Annotated in this window: 7 protein-coding genes; 5 read left to right on the top strand and 2 right to left on the bottom strand. The window is 60.0% G+C overall.

The genetic code is table 11. The features are described 5' to 3' along the window. Positions 1-170: 170 nt before the first annotated feature. Together ROSERS_RS06530 and rpoB are read right to left on the bottom strand one after the other, a co-directional pair. Positions 171-4,685: a DNA-directed RNA polymerase subunit beta' gene (locus ROSERS_RS06530; protein WP_011956021.1), complete on the bottom strand. Its 4,515-nt coding sequence runs from the start codon at positions 4,683-4,685 to the stop codon at positions 171-173. Positions 4,686-4,770: 85 nt separating this feature from the next. Next, complete coding sequence (gene rpoB / locus ROSERS_RS06535) at positions 4,771-8,460, bottom strand: DNA-directed RNA polymerase subunit beta (RefSeq protein ID WP_011956022.1); 3,690 nt, start codon at positions 8,458-8,460, stop codon at positions 4,771-4,773. 568 nt (positions 8,461-9,028) lie between these two features. Between rpoB and ROSERS_RS26700 the strand changes: the two genes are divergently transcribed. The 5 genes from ROSERS_RS26700 (at position 9,029) to ROSERS_RS06560 (ending at position 19,629) form a co-directional block, all read left to right on the top strand. Continuing rightward, positions 9,029-13,177: a hypothetical protein gene (locus ROSERS_RS26700; RefSeq protein WP_011956023.1), complete on the top strand. Its 4,149-nt coding sequence runs from the start codon at positions 9,029-9,031 to the stop codon at positions 13,175-13,177. Positions 13,178-13,598: 421 nt separating this feature from the next. Beyond that, the gene (locus tag ROSERS_RS06545; protein WP_011956024.1) at positions 13,599-14,126 is read left to right on the top strand and encodes a TadE family protein; all 528 of its coding nucleotides are present in this window, start codon (positions 13,599-13,601) and stop codon (positions 14,124-14,126) included. A 23-nt stretch (positions 14,127-14,149) separates the two neighbouring features. Beyond that, on the top strand, positions 14,150-15,886 hold the full coding sequence (locus ROSERS_RS06550) for a PA14 domain-containing protein (protein ID WP_011956025.1): 1,737 nt from the start codon (positions 14,150-14,152) through the stop codon (positions 15,884-15,886). A gap of 141 nt (positions 15,887-16,027) precedes the next feature. Beyond that, positions 16,028-18,502 carry a VWA domain-containing protein gene (locus ROSERS_RS06555; protein ID WP_011956026.1) on the top strand — a complete coding sequence of 825 codons (2,475 nt, stop codon included), beginning with the start codon at positions 16,028-16,030 and terminating at the stop codon, positions 18,500-18,502. A 365-nt stretch (positions 18,503-18,867) separates the two neighbouring features. Further along, a complete protein-coding gene (locus ROSERS_RS06560; RefSeq protein WP_049767477.1) occupies positions 18,868-19,629 on the top strand; it encodes an RNA-guided endonuclease InsQ/TnpB family protein in 762 nt (253 codons plus the stop codon). The last annotated feature ends 16 nt before the right edge of the window (positions 19,630-19,645 follow it).

The raw sequence follows: 19,645 nt of genomic DNA on the forward strand, positions 1-19,645 counted from the left end.
GAACCACAATGGGTGCACAGCGAAGCATACATGTGCGTGACGCGATAACGGAAGCCGTCGCTGCGAACGCTGCGTCGCTGCGGTGAAATACCCTTGATGTGATATGCAAAACAGGAGGGCAGGCCCTCCTGTTTTCAGTCTTTTCCGCACAGTGCCGGTCAGCGATAGGATCACGCTTCCTGATCGTCATCATCAGGCGGGATCACCACATCCTCACCGACCTGATCATCGAAGTCGCCATTGTTCCTCTCACCATCATCGCCATCGCCGCCGATCAGCGCCCGCAACCGACGCCGCAACGCCTCATCGGCTTCGCGGTCGGGACGTTCCTGCTCGACGACCGCCGTACTGGTCGCAGGTGCAACATTCGCCAGTTCGCCGATGATCTCCTCAGCAAGCTGGCGTCGCTTCTCGATCCCTGTGCCAGCCGGAATGAGTTTGCCGATGACGACATTCTCCTTCAGACCCCGCAGGTAATCGACCTTGCCGGTGATCGCTGCTTCGGTCAGCACGCGGGTCGTCTCCTGGAACGATGCCGCCGCCAGGAAACTATCGGTCGTCAGCGACGCCTTGGTGATGCCCAGCAGCATCGTTGACGCCGTCGCCGGCTCACCGCCCTGACTGATGATTTCGGCATTCTTCCGCACGAATTCCGTCGAGTCGATCAGTTCACCCGGCAGGTAATCGGTGTCGCCCGGCTCTTCGATCCGCACGCGGCGCAGCATCTGGCGCACGATGACTTCGATATGCTTATCGTTAATATCGACACCCTGCGAGCGATACACTTTTTGCGCCTCGTTGACCAGGTAGCGCTGCACCGCTTCGCGCCCCTGGAGTGCAAGAAGTTCCTGCGGATCGGCGGAACCCTCGGTCAGGTGCTGCCCGGCAACGACGCGCGCTCCGTTCTCGATGCCCGGCGCCAGGCGCGCCGTGTGCGGCGCCACCACTTCGCGCACCTCACGCTCTTCGTTGATCACGCTGATCTGTCCGGCGCCTATGCGCACAACACCGGCGATCCGTGCAACAATCGGTTCGCCATTGAGATCCGCCCGATTGCTCTGCGCCAGCACATCACCCTCGTTCACCTGCGCCCCGTCCGCCACGACCGGCTCATAGTGCGGCGGCAGTTCGTGATCGTCGGTGTAGAGTTCGGTTGCGACGACGCGGATCTTCCGCACCTCGTCTTCGCGCACCAGTTCGACGATGCCGTCGATCTCCGCCAGGATCGCCTTGCCCTTCGGCGTGCGCGCCTCGAAAATCTCCTGAACACGCGGCAAACCCTGGGTAATGTCGTCTGCCGACGCCACACCGCCGGTATGGAAGGTGCGCAGCGTCAACTGCGTGCCCGGCTCACCAATCGATTGTGCAGCAATAATGCCGACCGCCTCGCCGATATCGACCAGTTTGCCGGTTGCCAGGTTGCGCCCATAGCACATGCGGCAGATGCCGTAGTCGGCTTTGCATGCCAGCGGCGAGCGGACATACACCGCATCGATGGCAAGTTCCTTGCACTTGCGCACCAGCGCTTCATCGATCTCATCATTACGATTGGCAAGAATCTCACCCGTTCGTGGATCGACCAGGGGCGCTGCCAGCAGACGACCCAGGATGCGCTGCTCGAAGTCCTGCAGGACTTCGCGGTCATCGGCGCGGTAGATCCACAATCCCTCATCAGTCCCACAGTCATCGATGGTCACGATATTGTCCTGCGCCACATCGATCAGACGGCGGGTCAGATACCCGGCGTCCGCCGTGCGCAGCGCGGTATCCGCCAGACCTTTGCGTCCGCCGTGGGTTGACACAAAGTATTCGAGCACCGAGAGACCTTCCCGGAAGTTGCTCTTGATCGGCAGTTCGATGATCCGACCGGTCGGGTCGGACATCAAACCACGCATACCGGCCATCTGGCTCAACTGGTTGATATTCCCGCGGGCTGCGGAATTGACCATCATCGCCACCGGACCGAACGGATTCAGATGCTGCTTGACCGCTTCGGTGGTTTGTTTGGTGGCATTCTGCCAGATTTCCACAATTTCGCGGTAGCGCTCCTCTTCGGTGATCAGACCGCGCCGGAACTGTCGTTCCACCTCAGTGACGCGCTTTTCGGCTTCGGCAAGAATGTCCTGCTTCTTTGGCGGAATTTCGATATCATCGACGCCAATCGTCATACCGCCGCGCGTTGCATATCTGAATCCCAGCGTCTTGATCCGGTCGGCCTGGCTGGCCGTCATTTCCGAACCAAAATACCGCGCCAGGTCATCGCGCGGACGGTCGCCGTACATCGCGCGAATCGTGTCGAGATCGGCTTCGGTCAGGTTGTTGAGATTCGTATAGTATTTGTAGCAGTCGGCGATGATCTCACGCAACCCTTTTTTGGCGATCAGGCGATTGCGGAAGCGCAATGGTTCGAGCAGTTCATTGTTGAAAATGATTCGTCCAATCGTCGTCTCCAGCAACATCCGGGGCGCGCCGTTTTCGTCGGGGCTGAGCATCCGCACCGGTCGATCGCTCTCACCATACACCGTCCCCGTCATGCGAACAAAGATCGGCGCCTGGATATCGATCAGTCCTTTGTCGTATGCCAGCAACGCCTCATCGATCGAGGCGAACATCTTACCGCTGCCCTTTGCCCCGTCTTTCACCATCGTCAGGTAGTAACACCCAAGCACGATATCCTGTGACGGTGTAATGATCGGATCACCGGTGGCTGGCGACAACAGGTTGTACTTCGACAGCATGCGCATGCGCGCTTCTTCCTGCGCCTTACGCGAGAGCGGCACGTGCACCGCCATCTGGTCGCCATCGAAGTCGGCATTGAATGCCGCGCAGACGAGCGGATGCAACTGGATCGCCGAACCCTCGATCAGTTTGGCTTCGAATGCCTGGATCGAGAGGCGGTGCAGCGACGGAGCGCGGTTCAGCAGCACCAGGTAGTCCTTGATCACCTCTTCGAGCACGTCCCACACTTCAGGGCGAACGCGCTCGACGATGCGTTTGGCGCTTTTGATGTTATGGGCGAACCCTTTTTCCACCAGGCGGCGCATCACGAACGGCTTGAACAGTTCGAGCGCCATTTTCTTAGGCAGACCGCACTGGTGCAGTTTCAGGTCTGGTCCAACCACGATCACCGAGCGTCCTGAGTAGTCGACGCGCTTACCGAGCAGGTTCTGGCGGAAGCGCCCCTGCTTGCCTTTGAGCATATCGCTCAGGCTCTTCAGGCGGTGCTTTCCCTTGCCCGACACGGCGCGCCCGCGGCGCCCATTATCGATCAGCGCATCGACCGCTTCCTGGAGCATGCGCTTCTCGTTGCGCACGATGATCTCGGGCGCGTTGAGTTCCATCAGGCGCTTCAGGCGATTATTGCGATTGATGACGCGCCGGTACAGGTCGTTGAGGTCACTGGTGGCGAAACGACCGCCATCGAGTTGCACCATCGGGCGCAGGTCGGGCGGAATGACCGGCAGCACCGTCAGGATCATCCACTCAGGGCGATTGCCGCTCTTGCGGAACGCCTCGACCACGCGCAGGCGTTTGGTCGCCTTCTTGCGCCGCTGCCCCTGCGTGGTATACACCTCGTTCTGCAATTCTTCCGCCAGTTTATCGAGGTCGATCGTGCGCACGATCATGTCGCGCACCGCCCCTGCACCCATATCGGCGCGAAACACGCCCGGCGCAATCTCACGGAGCGCGCGATACTCCTGTTCACTCAGAATGCGCTTCAGTTTGATCGAATCGATCTGTTCGAGGCGCTCCTTTTCCTCGCGCACCAGGCGATCAAGTTCGCTCTGCAAGCGCTCCTGCAAGCGCTCCCGTTCCTGGCTGGCTTCATACTCCTTGCGCTCGCGCTCGGCGCCGGTCAACTGCTCGGCGTCCTCAAGATCGCGCTGCTTGCGCTGCTCAAGCGTCTCCAGTTCCTGATCGAGCAATTCATCAAGCGCATCGAGGGTCTTTTCGGTGATAATCTCACCCTCTTCGATCAGCACCGTTCCGCGGAAGAGAATATCCTCCTCCGCCGCCTCCCCCTGCTTCTCTTCGAGATCGCTGCGCAGGCGTTCCGCTTCGGCGCTGATCTCATCGCGCAGGCGGCGATATTCCTCCTCGATCCGCCGCTGCGTCGTGATCTGGGCGCTCTCCATGCCGCCGAGGTCCTGCGTTAGTTGGGTCGAGAGTTCGATCTGCTTGCTCTCGGCTTCCTGCTGGATACGCTCGCGCTTTTCGCGGTATTCCGCCTGCAACGCCTCACGCGCCTGCGCCTTCAACTCCTCATCAACGTGCACGATCATGTATGAGGCGAAGTACAGCACACGCTCCAGGTTGCGCGGCGAAATGTCGAGCAGCAGACCGAGGCGGCTCGGCGTGCCCTTCACAAACCAGATATGCGATACCGGCGACGCCAGCGAAATATGCCCCATGCGCTCACGTCGCACCTTCGAGCGGGTCACCTCAACGCCGCACTTGTCGCAGACGACGCCCTTATAGCGCACACGCTTATACTTGCCGCAGTAGCATTCCCAGTCCTTGGTCGGACCGAAGATGCGCTCACAGAACAGACCGTCGCGTTCGGGTTTCAGTGTGCGGTAGTTGATCGTCTCCGGCTTGGTCACCTCGCCGTGCGACCAGCTCAGAATATCTTCAGGCGACGCGAGACTGATGCGAATGGCGCTAAAATCGTTGATTTCGAGCATTGTTCTCTCCCAATGGCATGCGCCCGTTCAAACAACACACATCCTCCCGCCGACCGACATGCCGGCGGGAGGGACAGAATGGCGTTTAGAATTCCCCACGCTCCATGCCCGACAGGTTGATTCCATCGAGCGCCGCCAGATCGCTATCCGCGTCATCGGTCAGTTCCACCGGCGTCTCATCGGCGCTCAGCACCTCGACCGACAGACCGAGCGACTGCAATTCCTTGATCAGCACCTTGAAGCTTTCCGGAACGCCAGCCTCCTGGATCGGCTCACCCTTCACGATCGCCTCATACGTCTTCACGCGACCCACCACATCGTCCGACTTCACGGTGAGCATTTCCTGGAGGGTATAGGCAGCGCCATACGCTTCCAGCGCCCAGACTTCCATTTCGCCGAAGCGCTGACCGCCGAACTGCGCCTTGCCGCCCAGCGGTTGTTGCGTCACCAGGCTGTATGGACCGGTCGAGCGCGCGTGGATCTTATCCTCCACCAGGTGCGCCAGTTTCATCATATAGATATACCCGACGGTCACCGGGCGATCAAACGCTTCGCCGGTGCGCCCGTCGTAGAGGGTGATCTTGCCATCAGGCGGCAGATCGGCGCGTTTGAGCCATTCCTTGATCTCCGTCTCAGTCGCGCCATCGAACACCGGTGTGGCGACGCGATAGCCAAGGCGAGCAGCCGCCCATCCCAGATGCGTCTCCAGAATCTGACCGATGTTCATACGGCTTGGCACGCCGATCGGGTTCAAAATGATATCGACCGGCGTCCCATCGGGCAGAAACGGCATATCCTCGATCGGCAAAATGCGGCTGACAACGCCCTTGTTCCCATGGCGACCGGCCATCTTATCGCCAGCCGAGATCTTGCGCTTCTGACACAGCAACACATCGACGCGCTGATTGACGCCGACCGGCAGTTCGACATCGTCATCACGGGTAAAGACCTTGACATCGATGACCTTGCCGCGCACGCCGTTCGGCACCCGCAGCGACGAGTCCTTCACTTCGCGCGCTTTTTCGCCGAAGATTGCCCGCAGCAGACGCTCCTCAGCCGTGAGATCGGTTTCGCCTTTCGGTGTGATCTTGCCGACGAGAATATCGTTCGGTTGCACCTCGGCGCCGATATAGATGATGCCGCGATCATCCAGATTACGCAGGCTATCCTGCCCGACATTCGGAATATCGCGGGTAATCTCTTCCGGTCCCAGTTTGGTGTCGCGCGCTTCGACCTCATACTTTTCGATATGGATCGAGGTGAAAATATCTTCGCGCACCAGGCGTTCTGAAACCAGGATGGCATCCTCAAAATTGCCGCCTTCCCACGGCATGAACGCAACCAGCACATTCTGCCCGAGCGCCAGTTCGCCGTTATCAGTGCTGGAACTGTCGGCAATGATATCGCCCTTGCGCACTCGCTGACCACGTGACACAATCGGGCGCTGATTGATACAGGTGTCCTGGTTCGAGCGCATAAACTTACGCAGGCGGTACGACCGCTCATTGCCGTCGTCCTCCAGGATCACGATCTCATCAGCGGTCGCCGAAAGAACGACGCCATCAGCTTTGGCAACCACCACCTGCCCGCTATCGCGCGCCGCCACATACTCCATGCCGGTGCCGACGATCGGCGCATCAGGACGCAGGAGCGGCACCGCCTGTCGCTGCATATTCGACCCCATCAGCGCGCGGTTGGCGTCGTCGTGCTCCAGGAAGGGGATCAGCGCCGTTGACACGCTGACCACCTGTTTGGGTGACACATCCATATAATCGACGCGCTCAATCGGCACATCATCAAAATCGCCGGCGTAGCGCACCGACACGGTTCCTTCAAGGAAGCGATTATGCTCGTCTAGCGGTGCGTTCGCCTGAACAATGACAAACCTGTCTTCCTCGTCGGCGGAGAGATAATCCACCTCCTGCGAGACAACCGGACGGATCTTGATGATCTTCAATGGCGTTTCGACGATCCGCTCCGCCAGGGCGCGGTTGACTTCCTGCCCGGCGTGGGCGATCACCTCGCCGGTAGTGGGATCGACCACATCCTCACGCAGAATCTGCCCGCGCAGCAGCGCAACGGCTATCCGGCGCGCAACCGCAGCATCGACACGCGTGCCGCGCACGGCGATCAACTCGCCGGTGCGCAGGTCGCGCACATCGCGCAGTAACAATCCCTGGCGCTCCCACTCGCTGGCGTTGGGCACCTCGCGGTACACCTTACGATACGGCGTCTCCAGGAAGCCCATTTCATTAACCCGCGCATAGGTGGACATGGTGCCGATCAGACCGATGTTTGGTCCTTCCGGCGTCTCCACCGGGCAGATGCGCCCATAGTGCGAATGATGCACGTCGCGCACCTCGAACCCGGCGCGATCGCGACTGAGACCACCCGGACCGAGAGCGGAGAGGCGGCGCTTGTGGGTCAATTCCGCCAGCGGGTTGGTCTGATCCATGAACTGCGAGAGTTGCGCCCCGCCGAAGAACTCGCGCATGGCTGCGACGACCGGGCGAATATTCACCAGCGCATTTGGCGTGGCCGTCTCCGGGTCCTGCAGCGACATGCGTTCTTTGATCACGCGCTCCATGCGCAGCAGACCGACGCGGAACTGCTGCTGGATCAATTCGCCGACGGTGCGCACACGGCGGTTGCCGAGGTGATCGATATCATCGGCGCGCAGTCCTGGCGTACCGTTGTTCAGTTGAATCATGCGCTCGACGATCTTGAAAATATCGTCGGGGAGCAACACACGCACCTTCACGTCGGGCGCCTGACGACGCACTTCAGGGCGGGTATCTTTTTCCCAGAGGTTCTTATTCAGTTTATAGCGCCCGACGCGCGACAAATCGTAACGACGCGGATTGAAGAGCAACGCCTCAATCAGATTGCGCGCGTTATCGAGAGTCGGCGGATCGCCCGGTCGCAGGCGCTTGTACAACTCCAGCAACGCCTCCTTCGCATGGCGCGCCGGGTCTTTATCGAGGGTCGCCTTGATGTACTGATGGTCGCCGGTCTCCAGGTGCGCGAACAGTTCCAGGATCTCCTCATCACGCCCGCGCTGGTCGAGTTCGTTATCCGGCGCCCACTGACCGCTGCCGTCGGGGTTCGCCCGCCATCCAAGAACGGCGCGCAGGAGGATCGTGACCGGAATCTTGCGCTTGCGATCGACTTTGACCGAAATGACATCACGCTTGTTGGTCTCGAACTCGAGCCACGCGCCACGACTCGGGATCAATTTTGCCGAATGGAGACTGCGCCCGGAGGTCGGATCTTTCTCTTCTTTGAAATAGACTCCCGGCGATCGGATCAACTGGGAAACCACCACGCGCTCGGCGCCGTTGATGACAAAGGTGCCGTTCTCTGTCATCAGCGGGAAATCGCCAAGGAAGATTTCACTCTCTTTCAGCTCTCCGGTGCTCAGGATGCGCAACTGCACATTGACCCGGATCGGTGCAGAATAGGTAATCCCCCGTTCGCGGCACTCATGCTCGTTGTAGCGCGGTTCCCCGAAATGATAGTCGAGGAAGCGCAATTCCATATTTTTGCCGGTGAAATCGGTAATCGGCGAAATCTCTTCAAACAGTTCACGCAACCCTTCTTTGCGGAACCACTCGAAACTGTTCAGTTGCGTTTCAATCAGTTTGGGCAATTCGATAGCGTTTGAAATGCGCGCGAATGAATAGCGCTCGATCTTGCCGCGATGCAGCGCATCAATGCCGACATCGTTCGGCACGATCAATGGCTGGAGCACAACACTTTGAGTCAACGGGGGCATTGGCACCTCGCTCTTGCTTGTCAGTCGCCATAGAACTCGCTGGTGCGTTCGGGTCAGACTCCTGACACAGAACGGACCCGACGCTCTCGCGTTCACTGGCGTCTGATTGCCGGATACTGGGTTCTTTGACCGTAGAAAACCGAAAACACAAACACACACTCACGGCGTTGTCTCCCTTCAATGGCAGAGACCGTGGGTTGTGTTCGTGCGTCTGATGGGTCTATCTGGAGATGCGTTTGAATAACGCATTGAATGCCGGTGAGTTCCTCCTTCGTCCGCTCCGGCGTTTGCAAATTGCGAAGTACAATGATACCACGTCGGCGGGGCGGCGTCAAGGCTTTCGCGGACTGTTTTTTACATTATGGTGTAGCGGGGGCGTTCCTCCAGAGGCTTTCCGGGCGTGTTGAGCCATCGCAGACCGCACTCCGCGCCGCACTGCAATAAAATGCAATCGCCCCGGCGCGTGGTATAATCAGGCTCCTGATGCACACATAACGGACAATACAGACGACTGTCTCGTCTGGTTATCCTGTGTATGTGCAGAGAATACGCTGCGCGTCAACGCCAGATGCTATGCACGGTCTTCCCGTGTACGTGCGGAGAATACCCAACATCGATAGCAGCCGGTTCTCAGTTCTCAGTTCTTGGTTCTCAGTTCCTGGTGACAACTATCGCTCCCGCTACCCTGACACTCATCATTCTGGCGCTCATACTCACCGGCGCGTTGATCGCGCGCGCGTTGCCGGTTGCCTGGCGTAGCAGCGATCCGATCGAACGCTGGTTCGAATATGCCCTGATCGGCGCGCTGCTAAACGGATGGCTGGCATTCACCCTGGCGCAGATTGGCATCTTCTCTGCGCCGCTGCATGGCGCTGTGGTTGCCGTTCTGTGCATCATCGCCGCACTGATCCGCCGCGCATCCGGCAGTCAACCCGCCACGCCCGATGTTCAACCTTCAGCACCTGGCGTTCCACCTGCCGCGCCCGACGTTCCACCTTCAACGTTCAACGTTCCACCTGCCACGCCCGACGGTCCACCTTCAACGTTCAACGTTCCACCCGCCACGCCCGACGTTCCACCCGCCACGCCCGACGTTCCACCTGCCACGCCCGACGTTCCACCCGCCACGCCCGACGTTCCACCTTCCACGTTCAACGTTCCACCTTCAACGTCCGACGTTCCACCCGCCACGCCCGACGTGCCACCTTCAACCTTCAACCTTCAACCTTCAACCTTCAACCTCCCACGCCCAACCTTCAACCTTCAACGCCCAACCTTCAACCTTCTCCTCTCCGCCATCCTGCTGCTCTTCGTCTTCCTCGTCACTCCTCCGTTCGAGACGATCATCGGTGTGCGTGATGCGGGCGTCTATGCGAATGCAGGGTTCATCATGGTACGCACCGGTTCACTGACCTTTACCGATCCGCTGGTGGCGCAGATCGCCGCCGATCAACAATCTCCCGATCCATCGCTCGCCGATGCCGCCCGTCAGGCGGAAACCAACGTTCTCGGCGTGCAGAATGCGCAGCGCTTCATTGCCACCCGCCTGCGCGCCGCAGGGTTTTTTATCGATCAGGGCGACCTTGCACGCGGGCGTGTCGTCCCGCAAGGATTGCACCTCTTCTCCGCCTGGATTGGATTGCTCGCCGCGTTCTTCGGGATGCACGGCGGATTGCTGGCGCCAGCGGTTACCGGTCTACTGGGGGTCTGGAGCGTCGCTTTGCTCGGTCGGCGCATCGCCGGTCCGTGGGTCGGACTGCTGGCGGCGCTCTTCCTTGCGCTTAGTGCCGTTCAGGTCTGGTTCAGTCGCTATTCCACCGCCGAAACAACAGCGCAGTTCCTCATCTTTGCTGGACTCTACGCCTTCGCTAGAGCCTTCGGATCTTCGACGTTCAACGTTCAACGTTCCACACCCAACCTTCAACCTTCAACCCTCAACGTTGAACGTTCAACGCCCAACGTTCCACTTTCCGCGTCCAACGTTCAACGTTCAACCTTCAACGTTCAACCTTCAACGTTCAACGTTCAACCTTCAACCTTCAACGTTCCACCTTCCACCAACGTTCAACCTTCAACGTTCAACGTTCCACCTTCCACCAACGTTCAACCTTCAACGTTCAACCTTCAACCTTCAACCTTCAACCTTCAACCTTCAACCTTCCACGCCCTGCTCGCCGGGCTGGCATTCGGACAACTCGCCCTGACGCGCATCGAGTTCTTCCTGGTCACAGGACCGCTGGCGCTCTACCTGATCTTCATCTGGCTTGCGCGCCGCTGGACGCTGCCGCACACTGCGCTGCTGGCGGGCGCCGGGGTGATGCTGCTCCACGCCGGATTGCAGATCGTGTTCCTGGCGCGCGCCTATTTCTTCGATACGCTCTTCGCCCGTCTGCAAGATTTTGCGCTCACCGCAGCCCTGGCGTTGCCGTTTCTCACCCCCACGTTGCGCCAGGTCTATCTGCTGCGCCCCTGCTCGCGCCTGACGATGCAACCATGCCCGCCGATCGCCGGGATGCCGCCGACCGCCGATGCACCGCTCAACTGGGCGCGTATCGGCACCGAACTTTTCGTCGTCATCCTGATCATCATCGCCTTGATCGTGGTGCGTCGCCTGAGTCTGGTCGCCCACTTCGTATCGCTGCTTGCGCGTCTGAGCCATCCGCTGCGCCTGATCGCTGCGGTTGTCGTCATTGTGCTGGGAGGGTATACGTACCTTATCCGCCCGCAGATCCTGTCGCCTGCGACCATCGCCGCGCTGCCCGCCTGCCTGACGCCGGCGCAACTGACCAGCCCACAGGGCGCGTGTCTGACCCTCCAGGGGTATGTCGGGGCGCCGATTGCCACTCCCGCGTATGTCGATCCGCTCGCCGGATGGATCGATCATCTCATCGGTATGGCGCGCGGTCGTTCCAACCCGCCGCGCGAAGCCTGCATTGCGCTGCGCCGCGAGACGCTGCCGCCATCCGCCGATGGGCGCACCATGCCGGAAGTCCTTCGAGACGGTCTGATCCGCGAGGCGGACGTTGCGCCGGAGATCCTCGCCGATCTGCGCGCCTGCGACCGCTATGTGCTGCGTGACCTGTTCGGCGTGGCGCAGGCGAACCTGGTGCGCCTGGGATGGTACCTGTCGCCGCTGGGGATTGCACTCGCGCTTGCCGGTCTGGCGCTGATGGTCTACCGCATCAACGCGACCTCCTGGCTGTTCCTGGTTATTGCCGCCGTTGCATCGGTGGTCTTCCTGCGGCTGACCTACGGCGCCAGCGATCAGCACTATATCTACATCATGCGACGCTACGTGCCGCACGTCTATCCGGCGTTCGCCATCGGCATCGCTTACGCCATCGCGCATCTGACGCTCGATCTGCGATTGTTCGCCGATATGCTGCGATCCATCGCACGAAAGGCGCATCGCAACGCCTCAACAGGACTGCAACGTCCAACAACGTTCAACGTTCAAGGTTCAATAGCGTTCAACGTTCAAGGTTCAATGTTCAGGGTTCCACCTTCAACCCCCAACCTTCAACCTTCAACCTTCAACCCCCAACCTTCAACCCCCAACCTTCAACCTTCAACCCCAAACCTTCAACCCCCAACCTTCAACCTTCGCGTTCTCCTCACCCTCGCCCTTGTCCTGTTCCTGGTCGTCACCGGCAGACCGATCTACCGTCACACCGAATATGCCGGAGCGATCACCCAGATCGGCGCAATGGCAGCCCAACTCGATCCGGGCGCGATTGTGCTCATGCGCGGCGGCGCTCCATCGTATGCACAGGCGCGTGACATTCCCGATCTGCTGGCAACACCGCTCACCTTCGGGTTTGGTGTTGACGCATTCGCGCTGAAGAGTCGCGATCCCGGACGGTATGCACCGCAACTGGCGCGCTACATCCGTCGCTGGCACGATCAGGGGCGCCCGGTGTACCTGGCGGTCAGCGCCAGCGGTGCGCTGACCCTCCCCGGATGGCGTCTTGAACCGGTCGGGCGATTCCTCCTCGACCTGCCGGAATATGAACAACCGACCGATCACAAACCTTCCGCCGTGCAGCGGTTTACCCTCGATTTTGCGCTCTATCGCCTGACACCCGGCGCCGCAGGAGAAACGCCGCCGGTCATTCTGCCCGACGACTACGCCTACCAGGTGCGCGGGGTCTACCGTGCGGAGCGCATCAACGACCGCCTGATCGCCTGGACCGACGGCGACGCACTCTTCCGCCTGCCGGCGCCGAAGGATGAGCCACTGAGCATTTCAGTGACGCTGGCATCCGGCGCGCGCCCGACGGCGTTGACCGGCGAGACCTGCCTGGCGCTCGCTGCTGAACCCGGCTTCTCCGTCGAAGAGGCAGAACAGGCAGTATTCACCACACCGGTATGCGTTACCCCCGGCACCGAACCAACCACCGTCACGCTGGCGATTGATCCTCGCCAGATGCCCTCCTCACCAACCGGGCATCTCCTCCTGCGCGTGCGCAGCCCTGCCTTCATACCCGCCCGCGACGATCCCGCCGGCCACGATCCGCGCCGCCTGGGAGTGCAGATTGTGGGGTTAGGGGTTCGTCGGGCGGCGCCCCCAACGCAGGCAGAGACCGTTCCGCCACCGACGCGCCAGCGTAGCACGCCGTCGTATGGTCAAGACCTCAAGGGTCGGGGACGCCCTTCATCCCTGCTCACAGACGACGTTCAACCCTCGGTTCGCTTGTTTTCATGCAAGGCTCCCTGATGCCATAAAACGGGGGCGTTCTCGCAGCCAGGTCGTTATTTGTCAAGTCGCAGATCGCATCAGGAAGCCATCCGTCAAAAAATGATCGAACGGTGAGTTCAACGTTCAACCTTCAACGTTCAACCTTCAACGTTCAACCTTCAACGTTCAACCTTCAACCTTCAACCTTCAACGTTCAACGTTCAACCTTCAACCTTCAACGTTCAACGTTCAACCTTCAACCTTCAACGTTCAACGTTCAACAGGTAACCTTCAACCTTCAACCTTACAACCTTCAACCTTCAACGGTTAACGTGCCACCCCCTCGCCTCTTGTCATCAAACCGTAATCTTCGATCCGTCTCAGGACTAACGGACTATTGAGCGAGCGCAACCGCCTCTCTATAATGCCAGTAGAGGATGGAGACCAGAAGGGACAGAGCATGCCCAGGCGATCAACAGGTCAATCGCTGGTTGAGATGGCGCTGATCGCACCGATCCTGTTCGCGCTTCTGTTTGCGATCGTCGATCTCGGTTACTACATCTGGGGATATTCGACCCTGTTCAGCGCGGCGCGCGCGGGCGCCGAGGCGGCGTCGCAACTGCCGCCCTACCAGTCGCGGCTGGCGTTGCGCGCTCAGGGTGATCCGCGCTGGCTCGACGACCCGTGCGTGAATCGCATTCTGGAAGTCACCAACGACTCGACCGGCTTTTTCCCGGTCGATGTCAATCAGGTAACGATCCTGTACCCGAACAGCGCCGATCCCAACCCGCGACGATTGGGAGGCGTGATCGAGGTGCAGATCGACTACGTCATCGAGCCGCTCACGCCGCTCGTCAGTTTCATCAACACCATGTTGGGCGACAACGGTACGATGCGCATTAAGGTGACGGCGCAGCGAACGATCGAAAGTCTGGGGAACAATCCGAACTTTGCAAACGGCATCGCCTGCACGGAACCGACGCCGTAGCAACCGGCGAGGGAGACACGATTATGGCACGACGATTTCAATCAGGACAGGCGCTCGTCGAGTTTGTTATCGCCTCGACGCTTATCCTGCTGCTGCTGGCGGCTGCGGTCGATATCGGGCTGCTGTTCTTCAACATGCAGGGGTTGACCACCGCTGCGCAGGAAGGCGCCACGTATGGCAGTCGTTATGTGATCGTCCGATCGGATGGCGCGGTCGATCTCGATTACGACATGATCCGCACACGCGTGCGCCAGGAAGCAGGAACGACCGGCGGCATCAACTTCGTCAATATGTACGATCTTAACAGTGATGCCATTCCCGACGCCGCCGACACCAACGGCGACGGCGTGCTCGACCAGTTCCAGTACTTCCTCGACCAGAACGGCGACGGGCGCGCAATCGGCGATCCGGTGACCGGGCTGATCCCCGCAGGAACCGAACCGTCCGGCTACGTCCGGTTGATCGATCACTACATCCTGGTGCAAGCGATCGAGGATGTCTTCCCGTTCAACGGCAATCCGCTGGGACCGGAGGACGCCGACGGCAATCGCGCCAACGACCTGGCGCCCGACGTGGATACAACGCCCTGCGCCAACCTGGCGGATCCGAACCGGCAGTGCTATGTCTTCGTCATTGTGAAATCCGACTACAATACCGTGTTTGGCTTCACGCCCGCCTTTGGCGATAAGGTGCCGCTCAGTTCGCGCTTTGTCATGCCGCTGCGCGCCGGTTTTGTCTCGCCGGGCGCGCCGACCAATCCGCCGGTGGTGCAAACCAATACGCCAACACCCACGCCGACGAATACGCCGACGCCAACCGCAACCAACACGCCAACGCGCACACCGACGAATACGGCATCGCCGACAACGACGAATACGCCGACCAATACGCGCACGCCAACCAATACGCCAACGCGCACCAATACGCCGACACGCACCAATACGCCAACACCGAGTAATACGCCGACGCGCACTCCCACATTCACGCCGACCGCCACGCCATGCGCTGGCGGCACAGGCAACGGTCTGCGTGGCGACTACTTCATCTACACGCCGGGCAGCAGTGTGGGAACGACGAACTTCTTCCCCGGCGCACCGGTGGCGAGCCGCACCGAAAATATCAACATGGCGCAGAACAATAACTCGCCCATTACTGGCGTAGGAAATAATTACTTCTCCGTGCGCTGGACGGGTCAGGTTGAGCCGCTGTTCAGCGGGGAGTATACCTTCTTCGCCGATACTGATGATGGTGTGCGCGTGTGGGTCAACGGCGTCCAGATCATCAATGACTGGCGCACCAAGTCTGGTGAAGCGAATGGCAGGATCACCCTGACCGCCTGCCAGCGGGTCAGCATTACGGTTGAGTACTTCGAGTGGACCGGCAACCAGCGCGCGATCCTCAGCTGGTCGCATGCGAACCAGCCGAAGCAGGTCATTCCGGTTGCGCGGCTCTACTCCAGCGGCGCGCCGCCGGCAACGGCGACCCGTACGCTGACGCCGTCGCGCACGCCGACGTTCACGCCGAGCAACACGCCAAGGCCGACCAACACGCCGACGCCGAGCAACACGCCGAGGCCGACCAACACGCCGACGCGCACCAATACGCCGACCAATACGCCACCGGCGACCAATACGCCGACGCGCACGCCAACGTTCACGCCGACGCGCACGCCGACGTTCACACCGTCGCTGACGCCGTCGAACACGCCGACGCGCACGCCAACGTTCACGCCGACGCGCACGCCGGACACCGGTACGTAAGCATCCCGCGCCTGGCGGAGCGCCACAACTCCGCCAGGCGCACAAACCGATACCAACCGCGCGCCTGACCAATGGCGCCGCACGCACGATGGTCGTTTCGATGATCGGTACAACACAAACAGGAACAAAGAGGTGGCGGTTATGAAACAACGTTTTTATCACAAGACAGAAGGGCAGAATGTGGTCCTGATCGCCGGCATTCTGGCGCTGCTGATCGGCATGGCTGCTCTGGCTGTCGATCTCGGCGTAACCTACGCCGAGCAGCGGAACATCGTGCGCGGCACCAACGCGGCGTCGCTGGCCGGCATGAACCGCCTGATCAGCGGCGGTCGCGATACCGATGTCGCCCGCGCGATCTACGAATCGTTGCGATCGAACGGCATTCCGGTCACGCCTCCTGGCGAGGCGCCGCAACCGGGGGATCGCTCATTCGAGGCGATCTACCTGGGAAGTGATGGTGCGCCGATCCCCGGCGCATGCAGTCGCGTCGGTGCGTGCGGTTCGCAGCGACCCGAGGGTGTAAAGTACATCCAGATTCGTCTCGATGGCGAGGTGGAGACCTACTTTGCGCGCCTCTTCGGTCAGAGCCAGTTGCCCGTCGGTGCTACCGCTTATGCCAGTGTCGGCGCGTGCGCAACCGGGTACTACCCGTTCGGCGTGCGCTCGACGGTCGGCGGGCAGCCTGTGTTCGATGAGTATGGGTTCGTCAACTACGATGGCTTCTATGAAGACGAAACCTATGCGCAGCTGCGCTACCAGCGTCTCTATCTGCGTGACGGAAATAACCCGAATGGCGGCTTCAGCCTGCTGCGCTGGCGCAACAACACTCCTGCCGGCAATGCGGGCGCGCTGGCAGAGATGTTGACCGGCGACGGCACCTACAGCCAGGGGTATGCCGAAGCGCCCTGGCCCGAAATCATCCAGGGCAGTGATGGTCCGACCCGCCCCGACTCCTATCCGTTTGAACCGAATGCGATCAACGCTGGCGATTGGGTGTATGGGAATGTGTTCAGCGGCAATCCCTTCAACCAACAGGTGCTCAATCAACTTGACACGTTGAAGCGCAACCGCACTCTGATGACCCTGCCGATGTATCGCTTCGACAACGGCAATCTTACCAATCCCGCATACTACATCGAGCGCTTCGGCGCATTCCTGCTGGTCAACTACGGCGTGGATAACGACGGGCGAGCGCCCGATGGCCCCTGGATGGAACTGGCATACGTCCGCGAGGGCGGGCAGTGCGCCAACCTGGTGACCGGCGCGCCTCCGACGAACAACTTTACCGTCGGCGGGAGCGTGACGTATCTTCCGCGCTATCGGACCTATCCCGACCTGAATCGACCAGTGCAGTTCCTGCTCATCCTCGACGTTTCCGGTTCGATGTCCTGGACGTTCGATGGGCGCGGCGTTCAGAATGGACAGGTTGTGACCTGCACCAATCCAACCCAGGGGTGTGTGTCGATTGAAACTGCCTGGCCCAACGTGCAGGAACGCCGGATCTATACTGCGAAACAGGTGCTGCGCAGGTTTGTCCAGCAGATCGATCAGGATCGGCGAAGCGGCCTCCGACCGCACGATACCGTCCGGATGGTGACGTTTACCGGACGTTTGGGGAACTATGTTAACAATGAAGGCAGGGTTGGCGACAATAATCGCGCGCTGAACGATCTGACCGATGTGCTGCCAGCCGGTTGGACGAATGATCGGGCAACGCTTGAAGCAGCGATCAATGAAGCTGGCATGGTGGACGGTGATCCATACATGACGGCAGGTGCGACGCCAAGCGCCGTCGCGTTCGCCCGCGCCAGCCAGGTGTTCGCCGCAGCGCCCGAACGCGCTCCCAACGGGATGAAGTATCGCCGCGTGGTTATCTTCGTGACCGATGGTGTGGCAAACGTGCTACGCAACGGGATGCAAAACAACTACGGGCCGGGATGCGAATTGGGCGCTGAGAACGTCGGTTGCCAGATGGGTGATCCGCTGCCGGATGGCAGCCTGCGACCGCTCAACGCGATGGTGGCGGAAGCGCAGGCGCTCAAAGAGGCGTACATCCGCCCCAGCGACGGTTCGGTGTATGTGGTTGCGCTCAGCCCCACCTTTGAAACCACCGGTCTGAACCTGGTCGCCAGCCAGCCCGACTATGTCAAGCGCGCCGACATGCCGGATCAGTTGCAGCAGATCTTCGACGATATCCAGGTCTCGGCGATCCAGGGCGATTGTACGCCGGCTCAGGGCGAAGAGCGCGACTCGATGGCGCCATCCGAGGTGCCAACCGACCTGCGACCTGAACTGACGGATCGTATCGTCGGCAAGGTAACGCTCACCGACGCCAACAACAATACGCGCGAAGCCTGGATCACCGCCGATCCGATCACGCGCAAACTGTCGTATGCGCTCACGAATGTGCCGCCGGGTCAGTACACGCTGCGCGCCTGGCTCGGCTATCGCGCGCCGCAGGACAATATCTCGCGCGATAAGTACGAACTGATCGTGCGTGGTCCGAGCACCAGCGCCGAAATACCGGTGACGGTCAGCGCCGGACGCAGTCTTGGCGGTGTGATCGGCGTGCCCCTCAAACTCGATCTGAATGATAACGTCTGCCCGACACCATAACCGGCGCCGAACCCGACAGGCGGCTTACCGCCTGTCGGGTGGCTCTCAGCCTCACGGACTGTGTCAGCCTGTATGGAGATTGAGAATTTATTCCGCTATACTGCGCTAGCCGTGGGGCTGAAGCCCTCGGCTAGCCAGGGCGAAGCCCGCCTGCGCGGGCTATGGCGGATTATTTACTCAAAGACCATTGAGGCTGACCGTTTGATTGTGCCTGCGATGATCTCCACTGCCTGTCGGCGCGTCTCTGCTGGCGCGTAACTTTTTTTCCACCAGGCTCTCAAGGAGGGGAGAACAGTTCAAGATAACTGACTACATCGCCATAAACCTACCCATGCCACTGACAAGGAGACGAAAGGGAAGCTCCGATGCAGAGAGCACATTGGTATGCCGCCATCAATGTAGAAATCGAACCACCAGAGCACAAGCATCCGCGAGAGTCAGTTGGGATAGACGTTGGCATCAAAACGTTAGCTGTTCTCTCAGATGGCGTACAGTATGAAAACCAAGTACTGCTACGCTCAAGACTGAGAAAACTAAAGCGTTTGAACCGCGAATTATCCCGCCGACAAGAGGGAAGCGGTCGCTGGAACCGCACCAGGAAGAAGCTGGTGAAGCTCCACCGCCGAATAGCGAACAAGCGATTGGATTACACGCACAAGATGACAACCAGGATTGCGCGCACATACCGCATTATCGGCGTGGAAGATTTGAATGTCCCCGGAATGCTGCGTAACCGGCGCCTGGCTCTGTCAATCGCTGATGCCAGGTTTGGTGAGACTCAACGACAGTTACGCTACAAGTCTGAGTGGTACGGCGGCATATTGGTAGAGGTTGACCGTTTCTTCCCCTCTAGTCGGCTATGCCCAATGTGCGGAGGAATCAAATCGGATCTGACGTTGCGTGACCGAATGTTTATTTGTGCGTGTGGATATACTGCTGATAGGGATGTGAATGCTGCTCAGAATATTGAGCGGGAAGCATTACGTTTGATGAACAGAGGCCGGAGTGGGTTCACGGACTCTCTAAACGGACGTGGACAGGATATAAGACCTCTTGAGGCAATCCCGGATGAAGCGTCAAAATGGCCGAAGAAAGGCGGCCTTCCAGACCTGCTGTGGTTTAGGTAGGTTTGGTAAACCAGGT

The sequence above is a fragment of the Roseiflexus sp. RS-1 genome (genome assembly GCF_000016665.1).
In the GTDB taxonomy this organism is placed as follows: Bacteria; Chloroflexota; Chloroflexia; order Chloroflexales; family Roseiflexaceae; genus Roseiflexus.